13 protein-coding genes are annotated in these 17,055 nt (G+C 42.7%); 11 read left to right on the forward strand and 2 right to left on the reverse strand.

What is annotated here, in order from left to right:
- Window positions 1-149: 149 nt before the first annotated feature.
- Complete coding sequence (locus SM122_RS00535; protein ID WP_324737678.1) at window positions 150-1,541, forward strand: hypothetical protein; 1,392 nt, start codon at window positions 150-152, stop codon at window positions 1,539-1,541.
- A 34-nt stretch (window positions 1,542-1,575) separates the two neighbouring features.
- Complete coding sequence (locus SM122_RS00540; protein ID WP_324737679.1) at window positions 1,576-2,343, forward strand: hypothetical protein; 768 nt, start codon at window positions 1,576-1,578, stop codon at window positions 2,341-2,343.
- Window positions 2,344-2,398: 55 nt separating this feature from the next.
- Here the strand turns inward: SM122_RS00540 and SM122_RS00545 are convergent, their stop codons facing one another.
- Window positions 2,399-6,199, reverse strand: a complete 3,801-nt coding sequence (locus tag SM122_RS00545; RefSeq protein WP_324737680.1) for a Spy0128 family protein — start codon at window positions 6,197-6,199, stop codon at window positions 2,399-2,401.
- A 513-nt stretch (window positions 6,200-6,712) separates the two neighbouring features.
- Here SM122_RS00545 and recJ point away from each other — a divergent pair.
- The 5 genes from recJ to SM122_RS00570 all read left to right on the forward strand — a co-directional run bounded on the left by recJ (window position 6,713) and on the right by SM122_RS00570 (window position 11,935).
- Entirely contained in the window at window positions 6,713-8,938 is a 2,226-nt protein-coding gene (recJ, locus tag SM122_RS00550; protein WP_324737681.1) for a single-stranded-DNA-specific exonuclease RecJ, read from the forward strand.
- On the forward strand, window positions 8,935-9,528 hold the full coding sequence (locus tag SM122_RS00555; RefSeq protein WP_201037507.1) for a TipC family immunity protein: 594 nt from the start codon (window positions 8,935-8,937) through the stop codon (window positions 9,526-9,528). Before recJ ends, SM122_RS00555 begins: the two co-directional genes overlap by 4 nt.
- A gap of 154 nt (window positions 9,529-9,682) precedes the next feature.
- Window positions 9,683-10,195 (forward strand): adenine phosphoribosyltransferase, encoded by a 513-nt coding sequence (locus SM122_RS00560; RefSeq protein ID WP_021153512.1) that lies wholly within the window; start codon window positions 9,683-9,685, stop codon window positions 10,193-10,195.
- A gap of 101 nt (window positions 10,196-10,296) precedes the next feature.
- A complete protein-coding gene (gene metA, locus SM122_RS00565) occupies window positions 10,297-11,241 on the forward strand; it encodes a homoserine O-acetyltransferase MetA (RefSeq protein ID WP_324737682.1) in 945 nt (314 codons plus the stop codon).
- 10 nt (window positions 11,242-11,251) lie between these two features.
- Window positions 11,252-11,935, forward strand: coding sequence for a DnaD domain-containing protein (locus SM122_RS00570; protein ID WP_324737683.1), 684 nt, complete (start codon window positions 11,252-11,254; stop codon window positions 11,933-11,935).
- Window positions 11,936-12,252: 317 nt separating this feature from the next.
- On the opposite strand, the gene add is transcribed toward SM122_RS00570, so the two are convergent.
- Window positions 12,253-13,272 (reverse strand): adenosine deaminase, encoded by a 1,020-nt coding sequence (gene add / locus SM122_RS00575; RefSeq protein ID WP_324737684.1) that lies wholly within the window; start codon window positions 13,270-13,272, stop codon window positions 12,253-12,255.
- 136 nt (window positions 13,273-13,408) lie between these two features.
- Here add and yghU point away from each other — a divergent pair, with 136 nt between their 5' ends.
- The 4 genes from yghU to SM122_RS00595 all read left to right on the forward strand — a co-directional run bounded on the left by yghU (window position 13,409) and on the right by SM122_RS00595 (window position 17,039).
- Window positions 13,409-14,197, forward strand: coding sequence for a glutathione-dependent disulfide-bond oxidoreductase (gene yghU / locus SM122_RS00580; RefSeq protein WP_324737685.1), 789 nt, complete (start codon window positions 13,409-13,411; stop codon window positions 14,195-14,197).
- A gap of 270 nt (window positions 14,198-14,467) precedes the next feature.
- Window positions 14,468-15,157: a tRNA (adenine(22)-N(1))-methyltransferase gene (locus tag SM122_RS00585; RefSeq protein ID WP_324737686.1), complete on the forward strand. Its 690-nt coding sequence runs from the start codon at window positions 14,468-14,470 to the stop codon at window positions 15,155-15,157.
- Window positions 15,144-15,941 (forward strand): Nif3-like dinuclear metal center hexameric protein, encoded by a 798-nt coding sequence (locus SM122_RS00590; RefSeq protein ID WP_324737687.1) that lies wholly within the window; start codon window positions 15,144-15,146, stop codon window positions 15,939-15,941. Before SM122_RS00585 ends, SM122_RS00590 begins: the two co-directional genes overlap by 14 nt.
- 6 nt (window positions 15,942-15,947) lie before the next feature.
- Window positions 15,948-17,039 carry an NAD(P)/FAD-dependent oxidoreductase gene (locus tag SM122_RS00595; protein ID WP_324737688.1) on the forward strand — a complete coding sequence of 364 codons (1,092 nt, stop codon included), beginning with the start codon at window positions 15,948-15,950 and terminating at the stop codon, window positions 17,037-17,039.
- Window positions 17,040-17,055: the final 16 nt, after the last annotated feature.

The following is a 17,055-nucleotide window of genomic DNA, read 5'->3' on the forward strand; positions in this document are numbered from 1 at the left end:
AGTGAGTTTAAGAAATTATAAGAAGCTTCAGTTGTCAATAAATTATTAAAGAAATTTATTCATATGTGGTTGGAAAAGTCGGAATACTTTTAAAGAAAAATGACGAACAAATAAGGTAAAAGAAGCGTACAGAAAGTAGAAAAGAGAGAATGAAGAAGATTTTTAAATCAATCAAGTTTTGGATATTTGTATTACTTGTTACCTTGGCAGGAGGCTGGTTTATCCGGTATGAAATTCATAAGCGTGATATATCACAATTTGTAACTTGGAAACCTCGTCCACACATAGTTGATTCCCAATTTATTGCAGGTGGGAAAGCAGTAGCTATTCAATGGGATAATAAAAAAGAAGTGGATGAGGCGCTGGAAGCAAATTCGTACAATCCAAAAGTTAAAGTAGAATGGTTTATAAATGGTGGAAATAGTGAACGGTACATTGCACAAGAAAGTTACAAATTAAAATCTGACCCACGTCTCTATTTTCAATATTATATTCGTGGTAATCAAGTTCCTTACCTAACTACAAATAAAGCACAAAAGGGAGAGTACTGGCTCATTGATGTCTATGATACCAAGGACAAGCGCTTAGTGAAGAAAACATATGATGTTTTTAAGATAGTACGAGATATGGATAAGAATTATATCCCCTTATCTGTTAAAGTTTCTTCTATGTTGTTGGATACAGATGATGGAGAAACATACATTCCGATTGATATTCTTGTCGATAAGAAAGACAAATATATTGTAGAACCTGGAAATATCTATGTACAAACAGAGTATCAATCTCGTATAGGGTTAATGAATGTTAAGGATGGAAAGTTCGCTTGGAAAACCTCATCAGGCAAAGGTTATGAACAAGTTCAAAAAGAAAATCGAGAAAGCGACAAAGACTTACATCCATTTGAATACAATTTTGAAAGAGGACAATTGCAGCTCCAACATTCACGTTTGTTATTTACAGATCGTAGTGATGAGACTAAGGACATCCCATTGAAAATACTCTATCCGAAAGTATATTCGATTTTTCGCAAAGGGAATGATCCAACTACTGTAAAATGGGGTGAAGAATATACAAAAGGGGAGAATGCCTATCTATACTTTCTTGGACCAGAAGATCTCAACTTTGATATTTCATTTTTGGAACTGCTTTATAAAGTTCCAGAGGGTCGTTCAGGTGGATGGTATGATGTCCTACAGTATCATAAGATACCAGCAGAGCTTTCAAAAGATGGGCAAGAACATCATGTGAATAACAAAAAGGAGTTTTTCCAATATTTTAAAAAGGAATTAAATCAAAGTAACGATGCTACAGAGTTCTCATTGCTGAGACGCTTATATGAAGTACAGAACTACGTGGTCTCTAGAGATTTTGGTCAGTCCTTCGGTAATCTGACCATACCAGCTGAGTATACTAAAGATGGGAAGGTTCATGTCGTTCAAAATGATGAGGAATTCTTCAAATATATGGATTTAGAGAAAATTCCTAATAAAAAGATGAAAGAAGATATTAAAAAAAGGTTCCCATATGATGTAAAAAATTAATCGATTAGGTCGGATTTAGCAAGGAGGTCAGGCTATGAAGCCCAACTATTTCAAACTATTCGCAGGAATTCCACTTATTCTTTGTTGCCTGTTTCTTTCCAGTTGCAAGATCATGAAACCGAGTGATTATAAAAAGGCGAAGGAAGTTGTTACAGAAGTTTTTAAAGAAAATGATCTTCATGGCAAAGTTACCATCACTAAGTTATCCTGGACTGCCCTAGAATACCCACAGTATCATGTGAGCTACGCATACTCTGAGAAGACCTACGATGATCAAACGGTACAATTGGAAGATGAGGACGTAACTTTTAAAGATGACTGGTCGAGGTCATATAGTAGTTTTCTTCCATCATACAAGGAAGCGTTTTTAAAACAGAAATCTATTAAAAATATCGAGGAAAAACTAGAGACTGAAATAAAGAAGCAATCTCTAGGTCTTCCTATTAGTTTCTTTGGTTTTTTATCTAACTCCAACCGTGATGAGAAGGAGCAAATTCTAGATAGTATCGCAAGTCAAAATCTCAAAGAAGGGAAAAAGGACTTTGCTGGTTACTATCAAATCCCTTTTCAGACCTTAATCGATCAAGAGTTAATCCGTATGACTATTTATATAGAGGATGGTGTATCCGTTAAGGAACAAGACTTAAAAGCAGCAGCTAAAAAATTAGACGCTAGCAAACTACCGGATGGTGCCTATGATTTCTACTATTCCAAAGGTAGTTATGCTGATTCCATCAGTTACTCATTCAAAGTTAAAGATGGGAAAGTTATTTTTTATGAAGATCAAAACAAACCAGAATAAGAGAAGCAGATACAAAAAAAGATCTAGTCGTGTTTGACTAGATCTTTCATGTTGCTTAGAAGTCTTCCTTCTTCTTAAGTGTCATAGAAGCAATAGCTGTAGCGACGAATGTCAAACCAGTTACAAGAAGTCCTAAATGATCTGCAGTTCCTGTTGAAGGAAGAGATCGTTTACCTTCTTTAGGCTTGTCACTAGATTTAGGAGTTTCACTAGATTTAGGTTTGTCACTAGGCTTAGGCTTATCTCCATTTGGTGATGGAGTTTTAGGTTTGCTATTACTTGGTGTTGGTATATTTGGAATATCTGTTGATGGTGGAGGTGGAAGAAGTTTATTCACCACGTTTCCTTTATCAACGACAAGGTTTGTTGCAGAAGCAAAGTCGCTTGCAGAGACCTTGATGGTTGTATCTGAAAGTTGGTAACCACTTGGAGCTGAGAGCTCTTTGATGACATACTCTTTAGCTTCAAATCCAACGAAGCTTGCAAGTCCGTCTTGACCAGAAATCGCTTGTGCTTGGCCTTGACCATAAGGATTTGCAACAGGTGTCACACCATCCGCTTCAAAGAGTCCAAATACCGCACCGGCAAGGTAATCACCCTTTTCATCTACCTTACGAACTCTAAGGGTGTAAAGTTTCAATTCAGGATTATTCACTGTTGGTGGAGTTGGTGGGATGACCTTATTGATAAAGGTTTTCTTCGCACCGTATGAAACAACTGCTTGGATAGCGTTTGATGCTTCATCTTTTGTGACGGTCACTGTGACATCCACTTGACCTTCGTCATATTGGATATTTGCCTGATCAGCTGGCACGACTTCTTTAATGGTATATTTATGAGTACCAATCATCGCTTCCGTGTAGGCAATCGCATCAAATGTCACTGTACCATCCGCAGCATTTTGTTTTGTTTGAAGAACAGTTCCATTTTCGTCCAAGAGGTTAAAGCTAAATTCACCACCTTGAAGGTCACGACCTTCTAAAATCTTACTTGTGGTAATTTGTTTTTCACTTGGAGTTGGAGGTGTCGGAGGTGTATACGTGTTGGTAAAAGTAGGAGTATCTTTCTTACCGTCGTATTGCACATCCGCATTCAATTGTCCAGTTGCATCTTTTGTGACAGTCACTGTTACAGTATGAACAGACTCATCATAAGTGATCGCTGATTCTGGTGTAGCTGGTTTTTGTTCAACAATTGTATAGGTGAAAGTACCAGCTTCATTAAAGCTTACTGGATTGAAGAGAATATCCCCATTCTCACCATTTGTCTTGGTATCAACGAGCGTACCATTTTGATCCTTGAGAAGGAAAGTAAACTCATTTGCTTTCAATGTACGATCGCTCGAACCGTTGATCGCCAATACTTTTTTAGCCTTGAATTGAGCTGTCGTTGGTTTCACTGTTGGAGGAACAGGAGTTGGAGGTGTTTTCGTATTTGTAAACGTATCTCCTTTTTCAGCATCCCCACCTGAGTAAGTCACAGTAGCGACGAGTTTGTCGTTTGCTTTCTTCACATCGACAGTAGCCGTGATGCTTTGTGTGCTATAGTTGATAGAAGCATCCGTACCTTTATTTTCGGTAATGGTATAAGTATGTGTTCCTTCTTCACTATAAGAAAGGTCCTTAAAGGTTACAGTACCATTTGCCTTGTTCTTGGCAGTTTCAAGGGTATTGTTTCCTTCTTTCAGGACAAATTCAAATTGATTGTCTGTCAACGGTAAGTTTGTTTCACCTTCTTTAAAGAGCTTTTTCACTTGAAGAGTAGCTTTTGTACTTTCTGTTTTAGGAGCTTCTTTTTTGTTGGTGAACGTATCTGTAGCAGTTTGACCATCAGAGTAGTTGATTTGTTCTACAGCCAAGGCGTTGTCTTTTTCAACCACTACAACCGTAGCCGTGATGGTTTTATCACTGTAGGTAATGGTTTTGTCACTACCTTTTGTTTCAGTGATTTTATAGTTGAATGTTCCTGCGTGGTCTACAGTGATGTTATCGAAAGTAATCGAACCATCTTCTTTGTTCTTAGCTGTAGCAACAACTTTATCGTTTGAATCTTTTGCAACAAACTCAAAGTCATCGCCCTTCAGTTCACCACCTTCAAATTCTTTTTTAAGGTTTAAGGTTACCTTAGCATTTGAAACTTTTGGTTTATTTTGAGTATTGGTGATCGTATTTTTTTGTTCACCATCTCCACCTGAGTAAGTGACAGTAGCGACGAGTTTGTCGTTATCTTTCTTCACATCGACAGTAGCCTTGATGCTTTGTGTGCTATAGTTGACACTAGCATCTGTACCCTTATTTTCAGTGATGGTATAAGTATGAGTACCTTCTTTATTGAAAGTCAGAGACTTAAAGTTAACAGAGCCATCTGCTTTGTTCTTGGCAGTTTCGACTACTTTGTTGTTTTCGTCTTTCAAGGCAAATTCGAATTGACCTTCTGTGATCGGAAGTTGTGTATGTTTCTGATCGCCGGCTACTTCGAAAGCTTTTTTAACGACAAGGTCTGCAGTAGTTTCAGTCACCTTTGGTTTGTTTGATGTGTTGACCACTTTAATCACGTTGTCATCATCAATTTTCTCAACTTTAGAAGTGTAACCTTCAGGAGTGTTTGTTTCTACTACTGAATATTCAATGGCCTTACCATCTTTGATACCTGGTAATTTCGTAAATGCTGCTTTCCAGCCAGAAGCTTTTGTAAGGGTTTGTGTCATCCCATCCAAAGCTTTGCCGTCCGCATACAATTGAACAGTAATATCTTTACGGTCAGCTTCTTCGTCACCAACCCATTCTTTTTGAACAGTGACAGTTTTATCACCGCTAACCCAGAATTTCAATTCAGGGTTGTTCCAGAATGCTGGGTCAGTTTGAGGTGTTGTGATTTCATCAGCTGTCAATGTAGCATTGTTGTCAACACGGATAGTTGTCTTAGGAATCAATGTTTGGTATTCAACGATCAATTCATCGCTAGATGCTGTTTTGAATACATCACTAACATCAGATAAGTTTACAGTGAACCCATTGCCATCTGCATCGAATTTCACATGTTTCCAGAAATCCCAACCTGAAGCAACCACTTGTCCACCTTTTCTTAAAGTGAAGGATGGTTTCAAGTAAGTTCCTACAAAGAATTCATTTGCAGCGTGGTTTGCAGCAGGAGCAAAAGTGATTTTTGAGTAATCGACGGCTGGAGCTTGGATTTTATCTGATACAACAGGGTTTGTGATGGCTTGTTTCTTACCATCTCCGTTGATACGGATGAACCATTTTGTTAGGTAGTAGTCATCTCCAACTTTCATCCATGCATAGTTTTCAGATGCATCTAATTTGAATTCCTTAGATACATAGTCACCTGTAAGGTTGTATTTATTCAATACAGATTCAAATACACCAGGTCCATCAGGACGAGTGATTACCACTGACTCAGAACCGACTTTAGAAGTGGCGGTTTTGTTTCCAGGATTTCCTGGAGTATTGTCCCATTCAGCATTGTATGAGAAGCCACCTTTTACATTTTGGTTCATGGATTCGATTGCTTTTTTGAAAGTAAAAGTAATCTTTTTGTTTGTCATCGAAATGGTCGCGACTTCAGCTCCATTTGCTTGGAGGGATTGAGTTGCAACTTTCGTAATATTGACACCTTCTGGAGCATCAATGGTAAAGGTATCGCCTTCTTTAACTGATTTACCAGTTAAATCCCAGTCAAATGAAAAGATAACCTTTTGTCCACTTGCTTGAGCCTTTAAGTTGGTGACAGTTGGTGAAACAGTGGCGGCACTAACAGGTTTGATCACAGACAAGCCTAAGGCTACCACACCGATGATAGCTACAAATGCAACTATCTTTTTATATAGAAATTTCAATTGGCCTCATTTCCTTTCTTTTGCATAAATTTCGTAAAGTTTTTCTATATAGTGATATCTCCTAAAACTGAAAAACTCCTGATCTTTGCTCCATACAATCAGTTGCTTTATTTGAACATGTATTTAGAGAAGAAGGACCTTACCTCTATTGAGAAAATATGGGGGCATACCTCAATATCCTATCTTTAGTCTGTCCATACTAGAGGATTGGTTGGACCTGAAACAAACTTTCTAAAAACAATGATTCGATAGAAAAACGGAAGAAATTTACGCTTCATAATATAAAATGATAATAAGCAGTGCAAACTTAACAGAATAATCATCCCATTGCATATTTAAAAGATTATTATCAACATTATTATATTCTTTTAGTGTGATAAGTCAAGTTAAATGCAACAAAAATAAGGCAAAATGTTGATTTTGGTTTTTGTATAAGTCGACCTTTTATTTCCCGCCATTTTAGCCTTTCATGTTATAATATTCAGATAAGAAAAAGAGGAGACCAAAAGCTAGATGATCACTTCAAAATACGATTGGCAGTTAGCTTCACCAAGTGCAGATGAGGCCTTTTTAGCCCTTGCCAAAAAAGCAGGCCTGGAAGCGTCCGTAGCAACCTTGCTGTATGAGCGTGGCATTCAGACCAAAGAGGATTTAGAAGACTTTTTAGAACCCAAGCTGGAGAAGCTACACGACCCTTATTTGCTCCATGATATGGACAAGGCAGTGGGGCGCATCCGACGGGCCATCGAAGATTATGAGCAGATCCTCATCTACGGAGACTATGATGCGGATGGGATGACCTCGGCCTCCATTATGAAGGAAACCTTGGAGCAGACGGGTGCAGAGGTGCAAGTCTACCTACCCAACCGCTTCACAGACGGCTACGGTCCCAATGAGAGTGTCTACAAATACTTTATCGAGCAGCAAGGTATTTCCCTGATTGTCACGGTGGACAATGGGGTCGCGGGCAATCAAGCAATTGCCATGGCCCAAGCGATGGGAGTTGATGTTATCGTGACCGACCACCACTCTATGCCAGAGGTTTTACCGGATGCTTATGCGATCATCCATCCGGAGCATCCTGATGCGGATTATCCCTTCCATTATCTAGCAGGATGTGGTGTGGCCTTTAAGTTGGCCTGTGCCCTCCTAGAGGAAGTACCAGTCGATCTCTTAGACCTGGTAGCAATTGGGACCATTGCTGACATGGTGAGCCTGACAGATGAGAATCGGATTCTGGTCAAATACGGTCTGGGTGTTCTCCAACATACCCAGCGCATGGGCTTGCAGGAGCTCTTGGAGATCGCAGGGATTCGTCCGGAGGATGTCAATGAAGAAACAGTTGGTTTTCAGATTGCTCCTCGTCTCAATGCCCTTGGACGCCTCGATGACCCTAATCCAGCTATCGAACTACTGACTGGTTTTGACGATGAAGAGGCACACGAGATTGCCCTCATGATTCATCAAAAGAATGAAGAACGAAAAGAGATCGTCCAAGCTATCTATGACGAAGCCAAAACCATGGTCGATCCAAGCTTATCCGCCCAGGTCTTAGCCAAGGAAGGCTGGAATCCAGGGGTCCTTGGTATTGTCGCCGGCCGTCTATTAGAAGAGCTTCATCAGCCAGTTGTTGTTTTAAGTATTGAAGATAGGCGGGCTAAAGGAAGCGCTCGGAGTCCTGAGTCGGTCAATATCTTTGAGGCCCTCGATCCTCACCGGTCGCTCTTTGTCGCCTTTGGAGGACATGCCGGTGCAGCAGGAATGACGCTGGAGGTGGACCAACTTCCTGCCCTGTCTCAGGCTCTTACGGATTACATTGCAGAGCAAGAGATTGATCTCAGCAGCAAGTCCACCCTAGCCATCGACGAGGAACTGCATCTAACAGAACTAACGCTTGAGACCTTGAAAAGCTTTGATCGCTTGAGTCCATTTGGCATGGACAATAAAAAGCCCGTCTTTCTAGTCCGTAATTTCAAGGTAGAAGGGGCACGCTCGATGGGAGCTGGCAATACCCACTTGAAACTCAAAATTTCTCAAGAAGATGCGACCTTTGAGGTGGTTGCCTTTGGCTTGGGAAGCTTAGAGTCAGAGTTTGCGCAAGCGCAAGACCTAGAGCTAGCTGTGCAGTTGTCGGTCAACCAATGGAATGGTCAAACGACCCTCCAGCTCATGCTGGTTGATGCGCGTGTGGATGGTGTGCAGCTCTTTAATATCCGCTCTAAAAATGCCAGCCTCCCCGCAGGTGTTCCCATTCTTGATTTTACTAAAGAACTGCCAGATTTGACAGGGACATCCGCGGTTGTAGTTGGAAATATCCCTGAGGATTTAGAACAACTACGGCAAATCTTCCAAGAGCATGATTTCCAGGCTGTCTATTTCAAAAATGAGATCGCCAAAGCCTACTATCTGACAGGATATGGTAGCAGGGACCAATATGCCAAGCTCTATAAGACCATCTACCAGTACCCAGAGTTCGATGTCCGCTACAAACTCAAAGACCTAGCGGCCTATCTCAAGATCCAGCAGATCCTCTTGGTCAAAATGATTCAGATCTTTCAAGAGTTGGGCTTCGTGACCATTGAAAATGGCATCATGAAGGTCAATAAAGAAGCAGAAAAACGCGAAATCGCAGAAAGTAGCATCTACCAAAATCTCAAACAAACCGTTAAAGAACAGGAATTGATGGCCCTTGGAACGGTTCGCGAAATCTACGACTACCTGACAGGACAGGACTCATGAAAAAACACCTAAAAAAATTCCTCTGGCTCAGTCCCTTCCTGCTTTTTGGACTTTATTGGGTAGGAATCTACCTGAGCCTCAAAAACCCTATGGAGGAGATTAACTACTCTGAAAATGGTGGATTGATGCGCTATGTGATGTTTAAGCCATTTACAGAAACGATCGGAAGTGATCGCATCTGGAAGGAAGATGAAGGATTTCAAATGTATCCCTATTCAGATAAAATCGTTGGGGGACAAGAAGACCTGTCCGTCATGATGTTTCGAAACAGTTCGGAATGGGTTTATAGGTATAAATATCAGTTAAAAGAAAATGTATCGGTTCGTATGATGTTCAAATACAATTCTAAAAAAAGAGCATTGATTCAAGAAGAAGTCTATCTTTATGCGGATGATCAAGAAGTAGAGGGTAGTGATTTTCTAAAGAAACTTGCCGCCTATGGCAAAGACCGTGCTTGGTTGAAAAAGCAAAGTAAGAAGGTAGCTGAACAATATATTCTTGGTACTTGGTTCAAGAATGGAAGCTCCCGTTACTCTTGGAAAAACTTAGGGGATATGAAAATCAAGTACAATAAAGTATTAGATGAATAGTAAGCATGTTTCCAATCCCACATCATTTTTCGGATGTGGGATTTTTGCTTTTGACGCGGGAGCTTGGGAAAATGATTTGGCAAAAAATGATGCAAGTTAGTGGAATTCATGATATAATGGAATGTAAAAAATTTTTTATGAAAGAAAGTTAACCATGAATTTAAAAGATTACATTGCAAGCATTGAAAACTATCCACAAGAAGGTATTACCTTCCGTGATATCAGCCCTTTGATGGCAGATGGCAATGCTTATAGTTATGCGATTCGTGAAATCGTTCAATACGCAACGGATAAGAAAATTGACATGATCGTTGGTCCTGAAGCGCGTGGGTTCATCGTTGGATGTCCAGTCGCTTTTGAATTGGGAATTGGATTTGCACCTGTTCGTAAGCCTGGTAAGTTGCCACGTGAAGTCATCTCTGCTGACTACGAAAAAGAATACGGTGTCGATACCCTCTGCATGCACGCAGATGCTATCAAACCAGGTCAACGTGTTCTCATCGTTGATGACCTCTTGGCGACTGGTGGTACGGTGAAAGCAACCATCGAAATGATCGAAAAACTCGGTGGGGTCGTTGCAGGGTGTGCCTTCTTGATCGAGTTGGACGACTTGAAAGGTCGCGAAGCGATCGGCGATTACGACTACAAAGTTTTGATGCATTACTAATATAGTCTAATGCTATAACTGGCTACAGAAAAACCATAATTGAAAACTATAGGCTCCTATCATATAATGTTAGTTAAGAACTTGTAAGATGGGAGCTTTTTATGCCAATTACTCTAGATAAAAAATTACCAGCAGTTGATATCCTTCGTTCAGAAAATATTTTTGTCATGGATGATGTTCGGGCGACTCACCAGGATATTCGTCCTATAAATGTTCTGATTTTGAATCTCATGCCGACCAAGATTGCGACAGAAACCCAGCTCTTACGCCTCTTGGCTAACACGCCCTTGCAGATCAATGTTGATTTCCTCTACATGGCGAGCCATGAATCCAAGAATACAGCGGCTGAGCATTTGGAGAGCTTCTACAAGACCTTTGAGGATATCAAGGAGAATTACTATGACGGCTTGATTGTGACAGGAGCGCCTGTCGAAAAGATGGACTTTGAGGAAGTAGACTACTGGGAAGAATTGACCCAGGTCTTTGAATGGTCTAAGCGTCATGTCTTTTCGACCTTGCACCTTTGTTGGGGAGCGCAGGCTGGATTGTACCACCGTTACGGGATTCAAAAAGTAGAGCTCTGTGACAAGCTATCCGGTATCTATGATCAAGCAGTGGTACGTCCCGATAGTCTGCTTATGAGAGGCTTTGACGATCGCTTCCTTGCCCCTCATTCTCGCTATACAGATATTCCTTTGAAAGAAGTCCTTGAAAAGAGCAATCTTCAAGTGATCGCTCAAGGAAATGAAGTTGGGCTTTCCATCATTGCCAGTCCAGATATGCGTGAGGTCTATAGCTTTGGCCATCTGGAGTATGATCGCGACACGCTGGCAAAAGAATACCACCGAGATGTCAAGGCAGGCTTGGATCCAGACGTCCCTAAGAATTATTTTGATGGGGATGACGCTAATACAGAGCCTCGCATTCGTTGGAATCTAGCTGCGACAACCTTCTTTAGTAATTGGATCAACTATGCGGTTTATCAAGAAACACCTTACCGCTTGGAAGAATTGGAAAAAGATATTTCATTTTATGGTTACCTATAAAGGGGGAATTATGACATATTCACAAGCATTTAAATATGGCAACTTGGTTCTTCCAAGTGCCTTGCTTTTTCATTATCATGAATTGTTTGACCAAGCAGATGACTACTTGGTTTGGCAGTTTTTCTTCCTTCAAAATACGACCGGCCAAGAGGCCTTAACTCCCAATCAGATTGCTAGTCATCTAGGAAAAACGGTGACAGAAGTCAATCGGATTATGTCCAATTTGACCACCAAGGGACTTCTTCAGTACCGGACCATTGAGCTCAATGGCGAGATTGAAGCCATCTTTGATGCGACCATTGCCCTGGAGCGCTTGGATGAGATTTTAGAATCCCAATTACAAGGGAAGGCACAAAGCGCGCCTGCTAAGGGAAATGTCATCAAGGACTTGGTGGAAACCTTCCAACAAGAACTGGGACGACTCTTGACGCCTTTTGAGATTGAAGACCTGACCAAGACCGTGCGCGAGGATCAGACAGACCCAGATGTGATCAAGGCAGCGCTACGAGAAGCTGTCTTTAATGGCAAGCCTCACTGGAAATATATCCAGGCCATTTTGCGAAACTGGCGCAGTGAAGGCATCAACAGCCTGGTCCAAGTAGAGGCGAAACTACAAGAACGCGAGCAAGCCAACCCACGCAATGTGACGGTTTCAGACGATTTCTTACAGGCCATGGATTTGTGGAAGGATTAAAAAAACTAGCACTTATTTGTGTGCTAGTTGCAGATGGAAGGTAAAGTCTTCCTAGAAACTTTCCTTATGTGAGTACGGACGTCAGCGAACTTCTACGAAGTTCCATGACTTAGTTTTGAACCTAAGGTTTCAAAACTCCCGAGTGCCTGAAACAATAGTGTTTCAGGCACTTTTCTCACGGCGGAAAGTTTTTAGTTTATACTTGAATAGTTTTAAAAATAAGACATTATTTTTACTGAAACAAATAGGTCCTTAATTAAAAAATTAATTTTTAACCATTCAAAAAGCTAGCACTCATAAAGTGCTAGTTTTTTTGTTTATAAATAGTCCTCATAGGCTTTTTCTAGTTTGGTAAAGAGTTCTTGTTTCTCCTCGTCACTAGCAAAGGAAGCCTGGATGGCATGGACATTGTGTTGGTAAAAGTCAGTTTCCTTGGTTTGGAAGTGCTGATGGTAGAGGGCATATTCCTTGGTAAGATCGGTATCAGATACAGTCCGGTTATCGGTATTAATACTGATCCGAGCTCCGGCTGCCTTCATTTTCAAATAAGGGAAATCCTCTATAGTCGGCGCTGCTTTTGTCTGTAAGTTGCTGGTCAAGCAGAGTTCACCAGTGACCCCATTCTCAATAAAGGATTGGAGTAAGGCTGGTTCATGAGATAGAGCCGTCACGTGCCCATTGCGTTTGATGCCAAATGCAATCGATTGGGCAACAAAGTGTGGGCAATGACACTCACCTGCATGAAGCGTCATATGACGATGGTAACTCTTGACTTGCTCGATTAGAGTTCGAATATCTTCTGGAGAGTAGTTGTGCTCATCCCCGGCAAAGTCAAAACCAACAAAATCCTGATCACTAACTTGGTTGGCTTCTGCAAGAATGCGAGATGTGAGATCTTGATCGGACTGGCGCATGCCACAGACTAAGGCTTTTGCAACAATGCCAAATTCCTCCTGGGCTTGACGCAGTCCTTCACAGACAGCATCGATGGTTTCTGGGACGGTGAGCCCTTGGTCCATGGACAATTCTGGTGCAAAACGAACTTCGATGTAGACGACATTTTCGAGAGCAGCTTGCTTGGCCACATCGTAAGCAGCAAGCGTCAAGGCTTCCTTGGTTTGAAGGAGGGGCCGGATGTAGTCAAAGGCCTCTAAATAGTCCAAAAGATTCTCACAGTGGGCAGGGGCAGTGACATGGTGTCTGAGCTCTTCATCGCTAGCAGGGAGGTCAATATTGGCCATAGCTGCCAATTGGCGAATAGTCGGAAGAGACAAGGAACCGTCTAAGTGACAGTGGAGTTCCGTCTTTGCCAAACTATGAAAATCGATCATGGACATGGTTTTCTCCTTAAAATTGTATTTTTTCTATACTATCATTTTGGCAAAAAAAGTCAAGTAGCCTTCGCGTAGCAGATCTTTGAAAGGGAGGCCGATATTTGATATGCTAAGAGTAGCGAAATAAAGGAGAAGAAAGATGTCAGACTATCAATTACCAGAAGTATGGGAAGCACCGAGCCAAATGGGAGGAGCTTGGGGTGGCTTGAACCAACCAACAGCTGGTGCCCGCTTTGAACAAACTCTTCCAAAAGGTGACCAGCCTTTCCAACTCTATACCCTTCCAACACCCAATGGGATCAAGGCCACCATTATGCTGGAGGAATTGAAAGAGCTGGGTGTGGATGCAGGCTATGACGCTTATCGGATCAAGATTGGCGAAGGAGATCAGTTTGGTAGTGACTTTGTAGCCATCAATCCAAACTCGAAAATTCCAGCCATGTTGGATCAATCAAGGGATCAAGCCATTCGTGTCTTTGAATCGGCTAATATCCTCCTGTATCTAGCAGAGAAATTTGGAAAATTGATCCCGACAGATCCTGCTAAACGGACAGAGGTGCTCAACTGGCTCTTCTGGCAGACAGGGGCTGCGCCATTTTTAGGTGGAGGCTTTGGGCATTTCTTCCACTATGCTCCTGAAAAAATCGAGTATGCCATCAATCGCTTTGCCATGGAAGCCAAACGCCAATTGGACCTACTGGACAAAGAATTGGCCACTAAACCTTATATCGCAGGGGATGACTATACCATTGCAGATATTGCCATCTGGTCTTGGTATGGCCGTCTCGCCCAAGACAAGGTCTGGGACCGAGCAGGAATTTTCCTAAATGTAAAGGAATACAAGCATTTGCAAGCTTGGACAGAGAAAATTGCCAATCGCCCAGCCGTGCAACGTGGCTTGGAAGTAGAATATAAGGAAATTGACTAAAGTCTAATATCGGCTTGTTGAGGATGATAGCGAGAGTTTCCGCCGTGAGTATAGCACATGAAACGTATAAGTTTCATGTGCCCGGAAGTTTTGAGACATTAGACTCAAAACTTAGTCATGGAACTTTGAAGAAGTTCGCTGACGTCCGGACTCACCTAAGGAAAGTCTAAAGTAATACCTTTCCATAATAGACAAGGCGCCGTTGCGCCTTTTTTTAATGGTGCAAACATGGTATACTATAGGATGGAATAAAAGTATAGAAAGAAGCACATGGAATTTACAAAATTATCAAATCGCTTGAATCTGGTGGCCAGTTTCGTCCCAGCTGGAGCGCGTCTTTTGGATGTGGGGAGTGATCATGCTTATCTCCCAATCGCCCTCTTACAAGAAGGCAAGATTGAGGCTGCCATTGCTGGGGAAGTGGTAGAGGGGCCTTATCAGTCTGCCCTCCAAAATGTCGTCGATAATGGTTTAGAGGACAAGATTGAAGTCCGTCTGGCCAATGGCTTGGCTGCCTTTGAACCAGCAGACGGCATTTCCTGTATCACCATTGCTGGCATGGGCGGACGCTTGATTGCAGATATCTTAGCGGCAGGTCTTGAGAAATTAGCCAATGTCTCTCGCTTGGTTCTGCAGCCCAATAATCGAGAGGATGAACTGCGGGCTTGGTTAGTCGACCATGATTTCCACATTGTTGATGAATCTATCTTGGAAGAAAATGAGAAGTTTTATGAGATCCTTGTGGTGGAACACGGTTCTCAAGAGTTGACAGCCAAGGAACTACGCTTTGGTCCCCATTTGATGCGGGAACAAGCTCCAGCCTTTGTCCAAAAGTGGTCCAAGGAAGTGGAGAAATTAGCCTTTGCCTTGGAGCAGGTCCCAGTTGAGAATCAATCTGCCAGAGCATCGTTAGAAGAGCGCATCTCACAAATCAAGGAGGTTCTACATGTTAGCAAGTGAAGTCATCAAACGCTATGAAGCCTACTGTCCTCAGGAGCTTTCCATGGAGGGAGATGTCCGTGGGCTACAGGTCGGAACGCTGCAAAAAGACATCAAGAAGGTCATGGTAGCCCTAGATATTCGGGAGCAGACGGTGGCTGAAGCAATCGCTCATGGGGTGGACTTGATCATCGTCAAGCACGCGCCCATTTTCCGTCCCATCAAGGATCTGGTAGCTGATCGGGCACAAAATCAGATCTATATCGATTTGATCAAGCACGATATCGCAGTCTACGTCAGCCATACCAATATTGACATTGTCCCAGATGGGCTCAACGATTGGTTCTGCCAGCTCTTGGACATTGAAGATACAGAACCCCTCAGTATGACGGGAGAAGGGCTCGGAATTGGTCGCATCGGTCGGGTAGCTACTCAAACCTTTGGACAGTTGGCTAGCAAGGTTAAAGAAACCTTTGGCTTAGATGCTTTGCGCCTAGTCAGTTATGATCAGGCGGATTTGGATCGGGTTATTGAGCGTGTCGCTATCTGTGGAGGAAGTGGCCAGTCCTTTTACAAGGATGCTCTCGCTAAAGGGGCTGAGGTCTATATCACAGGAGATATATACTACCACACGGCTCAGGACATGCTGAGCGATGGGCTCTTGGCCTTGGATCCAGGGCACCATATCGAGGTTCTCTTTGTGTCGAAACTAGTAGAAAAGCTTAACCAGTGGAAGGCTGAAGAAGCGTGGGAGATTGAAGTGATTGGCAGTCAAGCCAGCACCAATCCTTTTTACCATATCTAAGAGGTCATGATGAAAGTTGCCATTATCGGTGCAGGGATCGTGGGGTCCACTGCAGCCTATTATTTATCCAAAGAAGCACAAGTGGATGTGACCGTCTATGACCATGGAGTCGGCCAAGCGACTAAGGCGGCTGCTGGCATTATCAGTCCTTGGTTTTCCAAGAGGCGGAATAAGGCCTGGTATCGCCTCGCTCGTCTGGGAGCTGATTTTTACCAAGAATTGGTAGAGGACCTGGCCAAGGACGGAATCAAAACAGATTTTTACCAGCAGACCGGTGTCTATCTCCTCAAGAAAAAGGAGGACAAATTAGACGAACTTTATCAGTTGGCACTGAGTCGTCGGGAAGAATCTCCCTTGATCGGAGACTTAGCGATTTTAAACAAAGAAGAAGTGGCCCAGCAATTCCCAGGGCTGCAAGGTTTTGAGAAGTTGCTCTATGCATCAGGTGGAGCCCATGTAGAGGGCACACTTCTGACAGAAACTCTTCTTCAGGCAAGTGGGGCAAGAGTGATCCAGGAAGAGGTTACTCTCTCAGTCTCAGATGATGGCTATCAGATTGCAGGAGAAAGCTATGACCAAGTCATCCTAGCAACAGGGGCCTGGTTGGGGAAAATCCTTGAGCCACTTGGCTACCAAGTTGATGTCCGTCCGCAAAAGGGGCAACTACGGGATTATCAGCTAGACTTAGATACTGCTGATTATCCTGTGGTCATGCCTGAAGGAGAGCTGGATATCATTCCCTTTCAGAAGGGCAAGATCAGTATGGGAGCCACTCATGAGAATGAGATGGGCTTTGACCTGACGGTGGATCAGGCTTTGCTGAATCAGATGGAAACAGAAGCCTTGGCCTACTATCCAGAACTCGCTCAAGCCGAAGTTATCGGGGAGCGCGTGGGAACCCGTGCCTACACCAGTGACTTTTCACCATTTTGGGGAGCTGTTCCTGATCAAGTAGGCCTCTATGTCGCCAGTGGACTTGGTTCGTCTGGCCTCACAACTGGTCCCCTCATTGGGTGGCACCTATCCCAACTCGTGGTAGGAGGAAACCTGCGCTTAGATCCAGCAGATTATCCAGTTGAACAATATGTGAAGAAGTAGGCTGGGACAAAAGTCC

Source organism: Streptococcus gingivalis (assembly GCF_035544715.1).
GTDB lineage: Bacteria > Bacillota > Bacilli > Lactobacillales > Streptococcaceae > Streptococcus > Streptococcus gingivalis.